Genomic DNA, 15,364 nt, shown 5'->3' on the forward strand with positions numbered 1-15,364 from the left:
GCGGGTGGAGCAGCGTATCCTGTTGCTGGCCATAAAGGGCCGCGACGCTGACGTGATCGATCAACTACTCACACGTGTCGGGCATGAGAGTGTGATCTGCGAAAGCGGCGAGGCCCTCGCCCGTGAAGCGCGACGTGGTGCGGCGATCGCGGTGGTGACCGAGGAGTCCCTGCTGGATGCTGATCTGAGCGGCCTCGGCGCATGGTTGGACGACCAGCCCTCCTGGTCGGACTTTCCGTTCGTCTTGCTCGCCACAAAGCGCGCCGGGCGGCGCCCGCGCGATGCGCTGAGGATGCTTGAGCAACTCGGCAACGTTGTCGTGCTTGAACGGCCAGTGCACAGCGACACCCTCGCCAGTGCGGTCAACTCGGCGATGCGCGGTCGAAGCCGACAGTACGAGGCGCGTCGTCGCCTGGAAGAGCTTCAACTGGCCGAGGGCCGGCTGACCAATCTGAACGGCTCACTCGAAGCCAGAATCGCCGAGCGGACCGAGGAACTGTCGTCGGCCAACAACCAGCTGATGCAGGAAGTCGCTGTGCGCGAGCGCGCCCAGGCGGCGCTGGCGCAGTCCCAGAAGATGGAGGCGGTGGGCCAGCTGACAGGCGGCATCGCCCATGACTTCAACAATCTGCTGACCGTCATCTTCGGGAACCTCGAACTCATCCAGCGCCGGACCGAGGATGAAAAGACGGCGAAACTGGCCGACTTCGCTCGCCAGGCGGCGGAGCGCGCGGCCAAGTTGACCCATCAGTTGCTGGCGTTCTCGCGGACCCAGAACCTGACCTTGAAGGCGGTCGACCTGAATGGGCTGGTGACAGGGATGCATGACCTTCTGGACCGCACCATCGGTCCGATGGTGCGGATCGAGATGGTCCTGGACGCCGCTGAGCCCTGGGCGCTGGCCGACGCCAACCAGCTCGAACTGGCGATTCTGAACCTGTCGATCAATGCCCGGGATTCCATGACCGAGGGCGGCGTCCTGACAATCTCGAGCACACGTCAGATGGCGCAGGGCAGTGATCTGGCTCCCGGCGACTATGCGGTGATCAGCGTTACGGATACCGGCTCCGGCATACCGCCCGAACTGATGGCCAAGGTGTTCGATCCCTTCTTCACGACCAAGCCGATCGGTAAGGGCACGGGGCTCGGCCTGAGCCAAGTCTACGGCATCGCTCAGCAGTCCGGCGGCACGGTGCGTCTGTCCAGCGTCGAAGGGCGCGGCACGACCGTGGAGATCTGGCTGCCGACGGCGGCCGCCGTGGTCTCGGCGCCCGAGGACGTCTTCCGCGCAGAGGCCGACGCCGAGGGGCCGCACCAGCGCATTCTGGTCGTCGACGACGACGACGCCGTACGGCGCTTCATCGTCGAGTGTCTGCAGTCTCTCGGCTACAGCGTCGATGAGGCCGCCGACGGGGAGGCGGGGCTGCGCGTCCTGCAGGGATCCCGGCCCGACCTGCTGATCGTGGACTACGCCATGCCCGGCATGACCGGGGTTGATGTGGTCCTGAAAGCGCGGGTGGTGGCTCCCGGCGTGCCGATCCTCCTGGCGACGGGCTATGCCGATATGGAGGCGGTGGACCGGGTGATGCCGATGGAAAGCGTGCTGCGCAAACCCTTCCGGTTGTCAGAACTCGGCATGGCGGTCCGCAAGGCGCTGGCTCCGGCGACTGTCTGACGGTCGGTCGGTCCGGCCGGCGACGGGACGTCGCAGCGGACCACAGCTCCGCAGGCGGATCGCGGGCATCAGTGGCTGACGAGGCCCTTCACATGGTCGCGGATCGCTTCATCCGTGGCGTTGGCGAAGAAGTATTCCTGGAAGCGTTCGCCGGCGACGGCGGCCTTCAGCAGGTCCTGGTCCACGGTCTTCAGGACGGTCAGCATGTCGTGGCAGGTGACGGCCTTCAGATCCTTCAGGATGCCGCGGTTCCTGCGCATGATCTCGGCGCGTTCCCTGGGATAGCCCAGACCGCGCTCGCCCTCGAACAGCTTGCGATAGACGTCCTGCAGGTTCAGCTCGGCCGCCCAGCCGAAGCCCTTGGCGTAGGGCATGGCGATGGCGTTGCCGTCATTGATCTGGCCGAACAGGAAGGCGTCCGTGGGGTCGATGATCAGGCCGCAGAACACGCCCGGCATGGCGTTGGCGGCCAGCATGGAGCCCGTGCCGGTGCCGCATCCGGTGACCACGAAATCGGCGGCGCCCGAGTTGATCAGGATCCCCGTCAGCAGGCCGTTCATCACATAGGTCAGCGACGCCTTATCCTCGGGCGTGTACATGCCGTAGTGGAAGACCTGATGGCCGAGGGGTCCGGCGACTGCGGTCAAGGCGGCGTGGACGGTCTCGCTCTTGGCGGCCTGGCTGTTCTCGATGATGAGGGCGATTTTCATGGGTTTTTCTCGAGGCTTGATGGTGAGGCGGGCCGCCGGCCGATGTTTGCATAAGCTTATGACACCGGTTACCTATCCACACAATCCGCTCCAAACCCGCAGAATACAGGCAAGCTGAAATGAGCGTCTCTTTCGACCTGACGGGCAAGACGGCCATGGTCACCGGCGCCAACACCGGCCTTGGCCAGGCGATCGCGGTCGGACTGGCCCAGGCCGGGGCCGACATCATCGCCGTGGGGCGGTCGGCGCCGACCGAAACGGCGGCCATGGTGGCGGAGACGGGGCGGGCGCTGCACGCCATCCCCGCCGACCTGTCCTCGGTTGCGCCGATTGCTGACGTCGTGGCGCAGGCCGTCGCCGCGGTCGGAGCCATCGATATTCTGGTCAACAACGCGGGCATCATCCGCCGCAACGACAGCCTCGACTTCACGGAAGAGGACTGGGACGCGGTGATGGACACCAATCTGAAGACCGCCTTCTTCCTCAGCCAGGCCGTGGCCCGGACCTGGGCGGATACGGGGCGGGGCGGGAAGATCATCAACATCTGTTCGATGTTGAGCTTCCAGGGCGGCATCCGGGTGCCGTCCTACACCGCGTCCAAGAGCGGCCTGGCCGGGCTGACAAAGTTGCTGGCCTGCGAGTGGGCGTCTAAGGGCATCAACGTCAACGCCATCGCGCCGGGCTATTTCTCGACCAACAACACCGAGGCCCTGCGCGCCGACGAGACCCGCAACCGTGACATTCTCGCCCGCATCCCCGCAGGCCGGTGGGGCGATCCGTCCGACATCAGCGGCGCGGCGGTGTTCCTGGCCTCGGACGCGGCGGCCTATGTCCACGGCACGGTGCTGGCCGTCGACGGCGGCTGGCTGGCACGCTGATCAGAGGCTGTTCAGCCAGTCCTCGAGATTGGTGAACCCGTCTCCGTTACCGTCTGCCACGCCATCGGCCGCATTGGCCGGATTGAGCCCATGCATCGCTTCCCATTCGTCCGGCATGCCGTCGTTGTCACTGTCGGTCCACGGGGATCCCGGCTCGAGTTCAGGCCACCCTCCGACTTCGGACTGGCTGTCGATGATGCGGCCGGTGCGGGCGCGGACACCCTCGATGATGCGGGCGTCGACGGCGTCGCGGGTCCGGCCCGCGCCGACCTGGGCCAGAACGCGCGCCTCGGCATCCGTCGCCGTTTCGTTGGCGGCGTCCGCCCAGTCCGGTCGGGTCGCCAGCCGGTAGTCCGGGCGGCTCGAATCCTTCACCAGGCTCCAGGGGTCGGCAGGGATGACTCCGTCCATCGCATTGCCGTCGAACCAGGCGCGGGCCAGCGGACTGGATTCCTCAAACGCCCATCGCCCGACCGAGTCCGGGCCGGGGATGTAGGCGTTGCCGATGAAGGCGTAGACGGACAGGCTTTCGGTGTCGGCGTTGTAGCCGGCGTGCCCACCGCCCCAGTCGTAGAAGACATTGGACCGGAACTCGAAGCGCGGACCCTCCGGATCGACCGACGGCGGATTGTAGTTGCCCGGGCGAGGCATGCGCGCCCGGTGCGTGGCCCACAGATTGTGGTGGAAGGTCATGCGCGCGCCGTGTCCGCCGCGCGCCAGCGTCCCGTAGCCGTGGTCCCCCTTGGCATGGCCGGAAGCGTTCAGCGATTCCGCAATCAGGGACCACTGCACGGTGACGTCATAGATGCCCCGCTCGGGCGGGGCGTAGCGGCTGCCGACCGACAGGGTTTCATCGACGGACCACGAGGCGGATATGTGATCGAGGATGATCCGGCGGCCGCGTTCGACCGATACGGCGTCGGCCTCAATCCCGCTCTCGTCGCCGAGGCGTGAGCGGATATGCCGGATCACGACGTCGTCCGCGGCCACGACAAGCGGATAGTCGCGCAGGGTGATTCCGCCGCCGGGCGCGGTCTGGCCGGCGATCGTGATACGCCCGCGGCGGACGGTCAGGGGCGAGGTCAGGCGGATCACGCCGCCGATGTCGAAGATCACCGTGCGCGGGCCGTCGGCCTCGACCGCCGCGCGCAGGCTGCCGGGGCCTGAGTCCCCCAGATGGGTCACGCGTAGAACCCGCCCGCCGCGGCCGCCGAGCGCGAACCGGCCCGCGCCCTCCGCGCCCGGAAAGGCGATGATCCCATCCGGGATCTGTGCCGATGCGAGGTGTGCCCCCGACGACACGGAAATCACGGTTCCCGCAAAGCTCATGACAAGGAGGCGTCGAAGCAGGGTTGCGAAAACAGGGATCATCGGGTTAGGCTCATGATTGATACCGGTGTCAGAGACCATTCCACGCCAAGATGACACCGGTGTCAAACGATTGGGCCAAAGACGCCAGGTCGCAAAAACACATAGACCGGGGCTACCTCGGCGTTCTGTATGCCCATTGGGAGGGAGCATATGATGCAAGCCATTCAGCCGGGGATGACCCGCACTCTTCGTCGTAGCCTGTTCGCCGGAGCATCCGGCCTGGCCGTCGCCCTGTCGCTTGGCCTGGGAGCCGGGGCCGCTGCGGCCCAGACCGCCCCGCCCCAGGACGATCCGACCGAGATCGACGAAATCATCGTCACGGGTTTCCGCGCCAGCCTGACCGCCGGCCTCGACGCCAAGCGGCGCGACACCAACGTCATCGACGTCATCGTCGCCGAGGACATCGCCGACTTCCCCGACCTGAACCTGGCCGAGTCGATCCAGCGCGTCCCCGGCGTCGCCATCGACCGTGACGCCGGCGAGGGCCGTTCGATCACCGTCCGCGGTCTCGGCTCGGACTTCACCCGCACCCGTATCAACGGCATGGAGGCCCAGGCCACCGCCGGCGGCACCGATTCGTCGGGCGGCGCCAACCGCGGTCGCGGCTTCGACTTCAACGTTTTCGCCTCGGAACTGTTCAGCCGCATCACGGTGCGCAAGACCGCCGCCGCCGAGACCGAAGAAGGGTCGCTGGGCGCCACGGTCGATCTGCAGGCGACCCGGCCGTTCGACTACGACGGCTTCACCATGGCCGCCTCGTTCCAGGCCGGATACAACGACCTGTCCGAAGCCTGGAGCCCGCGCACGGCGTTCCTGATCAGCGACCGGTTCGGCGAGAACGATCAGTTCGGCGCCCTGTTCTCGGTGGCCTACAGCGAGCGTGACTCGCTCGAAGAAGGCTTCAGTTCGGTGCGCTGGGCCCCTGCCGCAGCTCCGGGCGCCACCAACAGCGGCGGCTTCTGCTCCCCCGTCGGTGTCGCACCCCAGAACCCCGGCAATAGCGGAGCCAACGGCTCAACCGCCGCCAACTGCGCCACCGGCGTGGCGCGCCCGGCCAACACCGCCGCCAACGTCGCCGCCTACAACACCGCGAACCAGGCCAACGTGTTCATTCCTCGCCTGCCGCGCTACGGCCGGCTGAGCCACACCCAGGAACGTCTGGGTGTCACCGGCGCCTTCCAGTGGCGGCCCGCGGACAGCACCCTGTTCTCGGTCGACGTGCTCTATTCCAAACTGGACGCGACCCGTGCGGAAGACTTCCTTGAGTCCCTGTCGTTCAGCCGCAACGCGGCGGCCGGCGGCCAGACCCAGATCCACGTCCGCGAGGCCGAGGTCCAGAACGGCATGCTGGTCTACGGCCTGTTCGACAACGTCGACATCCGTTCGGAAAGCCGCTTCGACGTCCTGTCGACCGAGTTCCTGCAATGGAGCCTGACGGCCGAGCATGACTTCAGCGATCGTCTGCGCGGCAGCTGGTACTACGGCCGGGCGGAGTCGAATTTCGACAACCCGATCCAGACCACGGTCACGCTCGATCGCTCGAACGTCGCCGGCTATTCCTGGGACTTCCGGGGCAACCCCAACGCCCCGGTTCTCAGCTACGGCTTCGACGTCGCCGATCCGACCCAGTGGCAGTGGCGCCAGACGGGCCTGGCTGTGCCGAGGTCGGAAGTCCGCCTCCGGCCCAATAGCGTCGACACCCTGTTCGAGTCCGTTCAGGGCGATATCGAATACGACGCCTCGGACTGGCTGACCTTCAAGGCCGGCATCAACTGGAAGAGCTACGATTCCCGCTCAGCCGAAATGCGCCGGACCGACGAGACGGTCGTTCCCGCCCTGCCGGGCGGCACGACCGTGGCCAACATTTCGAACTTGCTGACCGGCTTCGGCGTGAATCTGGTTCCGACCGGCACGCCGACCAACTGGGTGCGGCCGGACCTCGACGCCATCGCCTCGCTGTTCAACATCTATTGTAACTGCGACACCGGCGTTCCGGGGGGCGACTTCCGCCTGACGGGCATCACCAACGGCAACGCCCGCGGCAGCAACCGCGTCATCAATGAGGAAGACTTCGCGGTCTATCTGCAGGCTGATTTCAACACCCTGCTGTGGGACATGCCTTTCCGCGGCAACGTCGGGGTCCGCCAGGTCCAGACCGTGCTCAACGCCCAGGGCTACAGCTCGACCGGCGGCGGCACGCTCGTGACCGGTGAAAACGAATACATGGACACCCTGCCGTCCATGAACCTGGCGCTGGAGCCCGTCGAGAACCTGATCCTGCGCTTCGGCGTGGCCAAGGTCATGGCGCGGCCCCAGATCGGCAACACCTTCGCCGGCACCAACTATCTGGTGCCCGTCACTTCGCTGGCGGCGACCGGGCCGAACTTCACCGCAACCATCGGCAACGTGAAGCTGGAGCCGTTCCGGGCCACCACCTACGACATGAGCGTCGAGTGGTATTTCGCGCCGGAAAGCCTGTTGTCCTTCTCGTATTTCTACAAGGACATCGACAGCTACATCCAGATCCTGCGCCAGGACCTGCCCTACGCCAGCCTGACGACGCTGAACCCTTCGGCCTTCGCCCCCGGCTTCTGCACGGGCGTCTGTACGCCGACCACCATCTTCCAGCTTACGGCGGCGGTGAACACCGAGGGCGGCCCGCTGAGCGGATTTGAGGTCAGCTATCAGCAACCCTTCCGCTTCCTGCCGGGGCCGTTCTCCAACCTCGGGGTCCAGCTGAACTACACGTTCGTGGAATCGGAGATCGACTACTGCGCCAATGCCCTGTGCACGGCCTTCCAGACCGAGGACCTGGTCAACCTGTCGCCGGTCTCGTGGAACGCCACCCTCTACTATGAAGACGACCGCTTCTCGGCGCGCGTCTCGGCGGCCGCCCGCGACAGCTATACCCAGAACGTGCCCGGTCGGAACGGCAACTCGATCGAAGGCAAACAGGAGACGCTAAACATCGACGCCTCCGCCTCGTACCAGATCAGCGACCAGGTCGAGGTGACGTTTGAAGCCCTGAACCTGACGGACGAGTTCAACCATCAGTTCGTTGGCGACGGCCTCGAGCGCCAGAGCACCTCCGTCTACCACCACACTGGCCGGCAGTATTTCGTCGGCGCCCGCTACCGCTTCTGATCGTCTCCTGATCAAGGCGACTCCAGCGCCGCCGGTTCTCAGGAACCGGCGGCGTTTTCTTTGGTCGAAGGACCGAAATCGGCAAGGTCCGTCAGGTCGGCCCAGACGCTTTCGGCGGTCGGCGTCCGTCCGGCGCCGCGGCCGCGTGCGGTGAAGACCCGTCCGTCCCCGGTTGTGACCCGCAAGGCGTTCCACTCATCCGCCAGGTCCGCGAACAACGGGTCGCCATCGACGGCGCGAAGGGCGACGCCGACCTCGCCGGTGCGGACGTCCAGTCGCGCCAGCTGACGCACCCGACCTGCGGGAAGCACGCTGTCACGGCCCAGGGGCTGGCGGGCTACGGCCCCCACGGTCAGTCTTCCCCGCAGGGCCTCATGGCCGAGGATGGCAAGTTTGGCGGCGGCGTCCAGCCCCTCCAGGTCGGCGGACGGGTCCGCCTCGGCGAACCCCGCCTCGCGCGCGGCGGTCAGCGCCTCCTCGAACGGCCGGCCCTCGGCGAGGCGGTTGAGGATGAAGTTGCAGGTGCCGTTCAGCACCGCCTCTATCCGCACGACGGCGCCGTGGGCGCGGGCTCTTCGAACGGTCTCGATCAGAGGCGCGCCGCCGCCGACGCTGGCGGAATAGAGCAGGCGCGCTCCGCCCGCCGCCGCCAGATCGATCAGCGCGGGCAGGTCGGCGCCGACCGCCTGTTTGTTGGCGCTGACCACGTCCACCCCGCGCGCCAGCGCGGCCCGGATCAGGGCCAGACCGGTAGACGCGTCCGAGATCGCCTCGACCAGAATGTCCGGTTCGCGCGCCAGCAGGGCCGCCGGGTCAGATACGGCGAGATCAGCGGGGATGGCGGTGTCGCGGGTCTTGGCCGGGTCGCGCACCAGGACGCCGACGACCTCGAACCGGGCATCGGCCAATAGCCGCGGAAGGACGCCGCCTCCGACCACGCCGCAGCCGGCCAGGGCCACGCGAAGGGCACGGCCGGGGTGAGGCCGCGATCGACCGGGCAGGGTTGCTGGTCCGGCTACGATCGTGACGCCGGCCCCGAGCACGCCCTCGCCCGACGCGGGTCGGACTGCGACGACGCCGATGGCGTCCAGGGTTCGGGACAGGCGTCCGGCGGCGTCCGCATCGCCACAGGCGACGGCGACGACCCGGCGACCGCGCCGGACCTCGCGATAAACGGCGGAGGCGGCTTCGGCGGGGTTGGAGCTGTCCAGTTGGAGCAGGGCGACCGGTTCATCGGTATGCGGAACGACGGCGGGGTTCGCGGCGGAGGGGCCGGGCAGGGGAAGGGGCAGGGCGGTCATGGCTGTGTCCCTCAGGCGGCTTGAATGGCGAGCGGGAGCGCCACGAAGCGGAGCGCCGCCGACAGATCCGCCAGCAGGTCGTCGGCATGCTCCAGGCCGATGGAAAGGCGCAGCAGGCCGTCGGTGATGCCGGCCGTCCGCCGCGCCTCGGGCGTCATGGCGGCATGGGTCATCAGGGCCGGGTGGGCGATCAGGCTTTCGACCCCGCCCAGGGACTCGGCCAGGGTGAAGACCTCGAGCTGATCCACGAAGGCGCGGACGGCGGCGATGTCGTGGAGTTCAAAGCTGAGCATGGCGCCGAAGCCTGCCTGCTGGCGCGCCGCGATGGCATGGCCGGGGTGGGACGCCAGGCCCGGATAGTGGATCGCCTTCACCGACGGCTGGGCGGCCAGCCATTCGGCCACCCGGTGCGCGGTCGCCTGCTGCCGCTCGATACGGGCGAACAGGGTGCGCACGCCACGCAAGGTCAAATAGGCGTCGAACGGCGACCCGGTGACGCCGAGACAGTTGGCCCACCAGGTCAGCTGCTGCAGATCGGCCGGATCCTTCGCCACCACACAGCCGCCGACCACGTCGGAATGGCCGTTGATGTATTTGGTGGTCGAATGGATCACCAGGTCGGCGCCGAGCGCGATCGGCTGCTGCAGGGCCGGCGACAGGAAGGTGTTGTCCACCGCAGACTTGCAGCCGACAGCCCGCGCCCGGGCGCAGATGTCTGCCACGTCCACCACCCGCATCAGCGGATTGGAAGGGGTCTCGATCAGGATGAGTTTCGGCTTCAGGGCAAGGGCAGCGTCGAGCGCAGCGCGGTCGTTCTGATCGACGAACTGAACGTCGAAATGGCCGCGCTTCGCGCGGGCGCAGAGCAGGCGGTGGGTGCCGCCGTAGAGGTCGTGCGGGGCGATCAGCAGGTCACCGGGCTCCAGCGAAAACAGGGCCAGATCGACCGCCGCCATGCCGGTCGCCGTCACCACCGCGCCGCCGCCGCCTTCGAGTTTGGCGAGGGTTTCGCCGAGGACGTCGCGGGTCGGATTGCCCGACCGCGTGTAATCATAGCGCCGTTTTCCGTCGAGGCCGTCGAAGCTGTAGTTCGACGACATATAGAGCGGCGGCATCACCGCGCCGTGCGCCGGGTCGCTGTTCACGCCATGACGCGCGGCGGTCGTACAGGGGTGGGGGTTGGACGGACAGGTCATGCGGCGATCTCACGGGACGGAAGGGAAAGGGTGTTCAGGACGTCGTGCAGGGCGTGGCTGACCCGCTCGCGTTCCTTGAGGAAGGCGTCGTGGCCGAAGATCGAGGGAGCCTCGATCAGACGGCGAAGGTTCGGGGCGCGGGCGGCCAGGTCGCGGAGGTCCTCGATCGGAACCAGGGTGTCGGAGGAGAAGCCGACCACCGTCAGGGGGCAGCGGACCGCGCGTGGATCGACACTGTGCCGGTCCAGCGAGTCCGACAGACTGATCCAGCGGTCGGCGCTGGTCGCCTCGGCATAGGCGGCGCCCCTGGCGATCAGATAGTCGCAGACGGGCCAGGCGTCGCCGGCGGCCGGAGGCGGCGTCTGGCTGAAGCGCAGGTCGAACTCTTCGGCGGTGCGATAGGTGGTCATGGCGAGCTGGCGGGCGAGGGCGATCCCCTCGGCTTCGCGGCCGCAGTCGCGGGCGAAGGCCAGCAGGCGGCGCTGCACCCCGCGCCAGGCTGTCGCCGCGGGATGGGCGCGGTGGGCGGCGGAGATGACCGCCAGCTCGCCGATCCGATCCGGGAAGACGGCGGCGAAAGCCAGGCCGATGCAGCCGCCGTACGACGCGCCCACGAAGGCGTCGATGCGCCGCTCGTCGAGGGCGTCGAGCAGCAGAGCCAGCAGGCGCGCCTGATCCGTGGTAGTGATGGTGACGCCGGGCGCGCCACGGCCGGGCAGCAGGTCGAACGCCAGGACGCGGAGGTGGTGCAGGTTGATCGGGCCGCCGGCCTTGACCACCGAGGGCCACCAGCGCGCCGCGAACCGGCCGCTGGAGATGCCGCCGGCGACGACGACGAGCGGCGCATGGTCGGGGCCATGCAGGCGGCCGACGACGTCCGTCGTCGCCAAACGCTGGCCGGACTCCAGCCGGAAGTCCTCGGGAATGGCCGCGTGGACGTCGCGTCCGACGGTCTCTTCAGGGGTTTCAATGGACGCCACGGCCCGCTCCGCTTTCGCTCAGCGAAACCGGTGGGGCGAACCAATTCATGCGTGACAGACCCGTGAAGTCAGCCGGTCCCCGGACGTGAGGGGGCCGTCGCTTCACTCATCTCTCGCGGCTTCCGGGGAGGCCTCGCAGGAGTTGGCACCATCTCCGGGACTGGGAAGTCCCGGAAGGTTGCCCCGGCATCAAAGGGCCTATCCCTCCGCCGGTCTTGATGAGTGTTGTTACGGTGACGAACACTTCCCGCGACGTCAATCCCCCCTGTTGCAGTGCAAAACCGGAGGCGTTCGGCCCCTGTCGCCAGCCCGGGTTCGATGCGCTTTCGCTTGTCGGCGGGCGATGACAAAGCCATAGGGTTCTTGGGGCTATTGCGGAGATCACGAATTGTTTTGCCACGTCGCGCCTCGGCCCCGGAATGCCGAGGCGACCCGCGCCGCCATCCTGATCGCCGCCCGCGAGCGCTTCGCGCGCGAGAGCTATGACGATGTCGGCATGCGCGACGTTGCCGGGGACGTCGGCGTCGACGCCGCCCTGGTGTCCCGCTATTTCGGCTCCAAGGAGGAGCTGTTCGTCTCGGTTCTCGACAGTTGTGAAAACGGCGCGGACCTGATGACCGGCGACCGCCACGACTTCGGCCAGCGGATTGCGCACGAGGCGATCTTTGAGGCCAAGAGCGAGAGCAAGCTGCGCGGCCTGCTGATCCTGCTCCGCTCGATCGGCTCGACCAAGGCGATGGAACTGGTCCAGCGCGCGGGCAATGAGCGGTTCTTCGGCCCCTTCGCGGAGTGGGTCGGCGGCCCCGACGCCGCCATCCGCGCCCGCCTCGCTTCAGGCTTCATCATGGGTATGACCGTCAGCCGCGAGATCACCGGCGGCTACGATCTGACCTCGGCCGAATGCAACCGGATGCGCGACCGGATGGCCTCAATCCTCCAGAGCATCATCGACGGCTGACATCGGTAGCGGCGGTATCGGCTCAGCGGCGCGGCTGAAATTTCCGGATCACGCCCGAATACGTCATCAGCACCCGTTCGCCGGCATGGATCTGGCCGCGCACGAAGATCAGGCTCTTGCCTGCCCGCACCACCTCGCCCGTCGCCTCGACCAGTTCGCCCACATAGGCGCCGTCGATGAAGGTCGAATCCAGCGACACCGTCACACCTGACGCCCCCTCCATCTCCTGATAGGCGGTCTGGAACAGGGCTATGTCGGCGAAGGTCATCAGGCAGCCGCCGTGCATCCGGTCGCCCGCGTTCATATGCTTGGGCTCGGCGCGGAAGGCGCAGCGCATGCCGCCGTCCGGGTCCGGCCGGAAGTAGAACGGCCCCACGACCTGATCGAAGGTGCCGTGCAGGTCGTACATCTGCCAGCCGGCGAACTCGCCCTCTGACACCGTGACTTTCTCGACCATGGGAAACTCCAGCCTTCTTCTTGCTCCCGCAATGCACCATACAGGCGCTATGAGCGACCCCATCGAAACCGCCATCTTCGAAAAACTGGCGAAGGCCGACCCCAAGGGCGTCGGCGGCAAGAGCATTGAACCGGCCGACGTGGCCAAGGAACTGCAGCCCGAGCAGTGGCAGCGGATGCTGCCCAAGGTGCGGCACTGCGCCCTCGCCCTGATGCGTCAGGGCAGGCTGACCATCACCAAGAAGGGCAAGGCGATCGATCCGAACGCCTTCAAGGGCGTTATCCGCCTGCGCCTGCCGACCGAGGCCGAGACGGCCGCAGCGCTGGCGGCCCTGCCGCCCGTCGTTGAGGACGATGACGACTTCGCCTGATCAGCCCCCATGGCATCCTGACGCCATGATGCGCTGGTTGGCAGTTCTGTTCACAGTCCTTGCGGTCGCCGCCTGCGCCACGCCCGCGATCCAGCCGCCCCTTACGCCGCCGGCTGGCTTCGCCGGCCCGGCCCTCGAGGCGCGGGCCCTGCTGATGGACGACGGCGCCCGCCTGCCGCTGGCGCGCTGGGCGCCGGAGAGCGGCGAGCCTTGGGCCGTTATCGTCGCCCTGCACGGGATGAACGACTCGCGGGCCTCATTCCGCCTGGCCGGCCCGTGGTGGGCCGAGCGCGGCATCGAGACCTGGGTGATCGACCAGCGCGGCTTCGGCGAGGCGCCGGGGCGCGGCATCTGGGCCGGAGAGGCGCGAATGGTCGAGGATGTACGCACGGCCGTCAGCCTGGCCCGCGCCCGCCATCCGCGCGCGGTCATCGCCGTTGCAGGCGAGAGCATGGGCGGGGCCGTGACGATCGCCGCCTTCGCCTCGGACCGACCGCCGGCCGCCGACCGCGTCATTCTTCTGGCCCCCGCCGTCTGGGGTTGGTCGGCGCAGGGACCGGTCAACTCCGCCGGTCTGTGGATCGCCGCCCGCGCCATGGGAGACCGCGCCGTCGATGCGCCCGAATGGGCAGTCCGGGCGCTTCCGGCGTCCGACAACCGGATGGAGCTGTTCCGCAACTATCGCGACCCGAACAGCCTCATCTCCACCCGGTTCGACGCCCTGTACGGCCTGGTCGATCTGATGGAAACGGCGTCAGTGAGACTCGGCGACATTCGCGCCCCGACCCTGCTGCTGTACGGGGCGAACGACAATGTGATCCGGCCGGACCCGATGCGCCGCGCGCTTGAGCGGGCGGGAGACCGGCCCGGTTTCCGCACCGGCTTCTATCCGGACGGCTGGCACATCCTGAACCGCGATCTCCAGGCCGAGGTCATGTACCGCGACGTCGAGGCCTGGCTGCGGGACGCCGCCGCACCGCTGCCGTCGGGGGCGGGGGCTGTGCTGCCTGAACTCAGGGACGAGGGACGAGAGGCGAGGGACTAGGGAAGACGGGATCAGCGCGGATCAGCTTTGCCCCTCGACCCTCGGCCCCAACGTCGCGAAACCGCCATGCTTGCCCTGTTAAGCGTCCCGGCGTATCAGCCGCCCAAACAAAAAATACCCCGGGAGACGCCCAAGTGAGCATGACGCTGTTTGATTCCCCGTCCTTCGCGAACCACGAAGGCGTGCACGCGGTTTTTGATGAAAAGACCGGCCTCCGCGCCATTATCGCTGTTCACTCATCCGCTCGCGGCCCTGCCTGCGGCGGAACCCGGATGTGGAACTATGCGTCGAGCGCCGAGGCCCTGGAGGACGTGCTGCGCCTGTCGCGCGGCATGAGCTACAAGAACGCCGTCGCGGACCTGGAGATGGGCGGCGGCAAGTCGGTCATCATCGGCGACAGCCGCACCCAGAAGACGCCCGAACTGTTCCGCGCCTTCGGCCGGGCGGTCGATACGCTCGGCGGCCTCTATTATGCGGCGGAGGACGTCGGCGTCTCGGTCGAGGACATCGCCGAAGCCCGCAAGGTTACCCCCTATGTGCTGGGCCTGAACGACGGTCCGGAGGCCTCGGGCGACCCCAGCCCGGTCACCGCCGAGGGCGTCTATCGCTCGACCCTGCTGGCGGCGAAACGCCTGTGGAACCAGGACGACCTGACCGGCCTGACCGTCTCGGTCCAGGGCATCGGCCACGTCGGCGGCTATCTGGCCGACAAGCTGTACGCCGCCGGCGCCAAGCTGATCATGACCGACGTCAACACCGCCCTGCTGGCCGAGGTCGCCGCCCGCACCAATGCCGAGATCGTGGCCCCCGACGCCATCTATGACGTCAAGGCCGACATCTACGCCCCCTGCGCCCTCGGCGCGACGCTGAACCCGCAGACGCTGGACCGGCTGACGGTCAAGGCGGTGGTCGGCGCCGCGAACAACCAGCTGGCCACCCCGGACATCGGCCAGATCCTGTTCGAGCGCGGCGTGCTGTACGCGCCCGACTATGTCGTCAACGGCGGCGGCATCATCAATGTGGCTTCCGAACTGCGCGCCCGTCAGAGCGGCGGCGCCTATGATCCGGCCTGGGTCGAGACCAAGCTGTCACGCCTGATGGACACGCTGGAAGAGGTGCTGGAGCGTTCGGCGGTCGAAAAGCGGCCGACGCACCAGATCGCCGACGCCATCGCCGAGGCCCGCATCAACGCCGCGCGCGACCTGAAGGCCGAGCAGCGCAAGGCGGCCTGACAGCCGGATTCGCGCACCGGGCGCATACGGAACACTATGGCGCATGC

General features: G+C 67.8%; 13 protein-coding genes and 1 riboswitch. Of the genes, 7 read left to right on the forward strand and 6 right to left on the reverse strand.

Going from position 1 to position 15,364, the window contains the following annotated elements:
- Nucleotides 1-4: 4 nt before the first annotated feature.
- A complete protein-coding gene (locus tag B3E43_RS08425) occupies nucleotides 5-1,675 on the forward strand; it encodes an ATP-binding protein (RefSeq protein ID WP_292028407.1) in 1,671 nt (556 codons plus the stop codon).
- A gap of 68 nt (nucleotides 1,676-1,743) precedes the next feature.
- Here B3E43_RS08425 and B3E43_RS08430 read toward each other — a convergent pair whose 3' ends face one another.
- Entirely contained in the window at nucleotides 1,744-2,385 is a 642-nt protein-coding gene (locus tag B3E43_RS08430) for an RpiB/LacA/LacB family sugar-phosphate isomerase (protein ID WP_292028409.1), read from the reverse strand.
- 119 nt (nucleotides 2,386-2,504) lie between these two features.
- Between B3E43_RS08430 and kduD the strand changes: the two genes are divergently transcribed.
- Nucleotides 2,505-3,263 carry a 2-dehydro-3-deoxy-D-gluconate 5-dehydrogenase KduD gene (kduD, locus tag B3E43_RS08435; protein ID WP_292028413.1) on the forward strand — a complete coding sequence of 253 codons (759 nt, stop codon included), beginning with the start codon at nucleotides 2,505-2,507 and terminating at the stop codon, nucleotides 3,261-3,263.
- Here kduD and B3E43_RS08440 read toward each other — a convergent pair whose 3' ends face one another.
- The gene (locus tag B3E43_RS08440) at nucleotides 3,264-4,634 is read right to left on the reverse strand and encodes a pectate lyase family protein (RefSeq protein ID WP_292028415.1); all 1,371 of its coding nucleotides are present in this window, start codon (nucleotides 4,632-4,634) and stop codon (nucleotides 3,264-3,266) included.
- A gap of 150 nt (nucleotides 4,635-4,784) precedes the next feature.
- On the opposite strand from B3E43_RS08440, the gene B3E43_RS08445 reads away from it, so the two are divergent.
- Nucleotides 4,785-7,778 (forward strand): TonB-dependent receptor, encoded by a 2,994-nt coding sequence (locus tag B3E43_RS08445; protein WP_292028416.1) that lies wholly within the window; start codon nucleotides 4,785-4,787, stop codon nucleotides 7,776-7,778.
- A gap of 38 nt (nucleotides 7,779-7,816) precedes the next feature.
- Here the strand turns inward: B3E43_RS08445 and B3E43_RS08450 are convergent, their stop codons facing one another.
- Genes B3E43_RS08450 through metX form a run of 3 tightly spaced genes read right to left on the reverse strand, consistent with a single transcriptional unit; the run spans nucleotide 7,817 to nucleotide 11,255 of the window.
- Nucleotides 7,817-9,079, reverse strand: coding sequence for a homoserine dehydrogenase (locus B3E43_RS08450; protein ID WP_292028419.1), 1,263 nt, complete (start codon nucleotides 9,077-9,079; stop codon nucleotides 7,817-7,819).
- An 11-nt stretch (nucleotides 9,080-9,090) separates the two neighbouring features.
- Entirely contained in the window at nucleotides 9,091-10,275 is a 1,185-nt protein-coding gene (gene metB, locus B3E43_RS08455; RefSeq protein ID WP_292028421.1) for a cystathionine gamma-synthase, read from the reverse strand.
- Nucleotides 10,272-11,255 (reverse strand): homoserine O-succinyltransferase MetX, encoded by a 984-nt coding sequence (gene metX / locus B3E43_RS08460; protein ID WP_292028423.1) that lies wholly within the window; start codon nucleotides 11,253-11,255, stop codon nucleotides 10,272-10,274. Before metX ends, metB begins: the two co-directional genes overlap by 4 nt.
- Before the next feature lie 103 nt (nucleotides 11,256-11,358).
- Nucleotides 11,359-11,480: riboswitch (SAM riboswitch) on the reverse strand.
- Nucleotides 11,481-11,643: 163 nt separating this feature from the next.
- On the opposite strand from metX, the gene B3E43_RS08465 reads away from it, so the two are divergent.
- Nucleotides 11,644-12,213, forward strand: a complete 570-nt coding sequence (locus B3E43_RS08465; protein WP_292028424.1) for a TetR/AcrR family transcriptional regulator — start codon at nucleotides 11,644-11,646, stop codon at nucleotides 12,211-12,213.
- A 22-nt stretch (nucleotides 12,214-12,235) separates the two neighbouring features.
- Here the strand turns inward: B3E43_RS08465 and B3E43_RS08470 are convergent, their stop codons facing one another.
- Entirely contained in the window at nucleotides 12,236-12,670 is a 435-nt protein-coding gene (locus B3E43_RS08470; protein WP_292028426.1) for a PaaI family thioesterase, read from the reverse strand.
- A 49-nt stretch (nucleotides 12,671-12,719) separates the two neighbouring features.
- Here B3E43_RS08470 and B3E43_RS08475 point away from each other — a divergent pair, with 49 nt between their 5' ends.
- From B3E43_RS08475 to B3E43_RS08485, 3 genes are all read left to right on the forward strand, one after another.
- On the forward strand, nucleotides 12,720-13,040 hold the full coding sequence (locus tag B3E43_RS08475; RefSeq protein WP_292028427.1) for a DUF3253 domain-containing protein: 321 nt from the start codon (nucleotides 12,720-12,722) through the stop codon (nucleotides 13,038-13,040).
- A 28-nt stretch (nucleotides 13,041-13,068) separates the two neighbouring features.
- The gene (locus B3E43_RS08480) at nucleotides 13,069-14,085 is read left to right on the forward strand and encodes an alpha/beta fold hydrolase (protein WP_292028429.1); all 1,017 of its coding nucleotides are present in this window, start codon (nucleotides 13,069-13,071) and stop codon (nucleotides 14,083-14,085) included.
- 140 nt (nucleotides 14,086-14,225) lie between these two features.
- Nucleotides 14,226-15,317, forward strand: a complete 1,092-nt coding sequence (locus tag B3E43_RS08485; RefSeq protein WP_292028454.1) for a Glu/Leu/Phe/Val family dehydrogenase — start codon at nucleotides 14,226-14,228, stop codon at nucleotides 15,315-15,317.
- Nucleotides 15,318-15,364: the final 47 nt, after the last annotated feature.

Origin of the sequence: Brevundimonas sp. UBA2416, assembly GCF_002343105.1 — a bacterium.
Lineage (GTDB): Bacteria > Pseudomonadota > Alphaproteobacteria > Caulobacterales > Caulobacteraceae > Brevundimonas.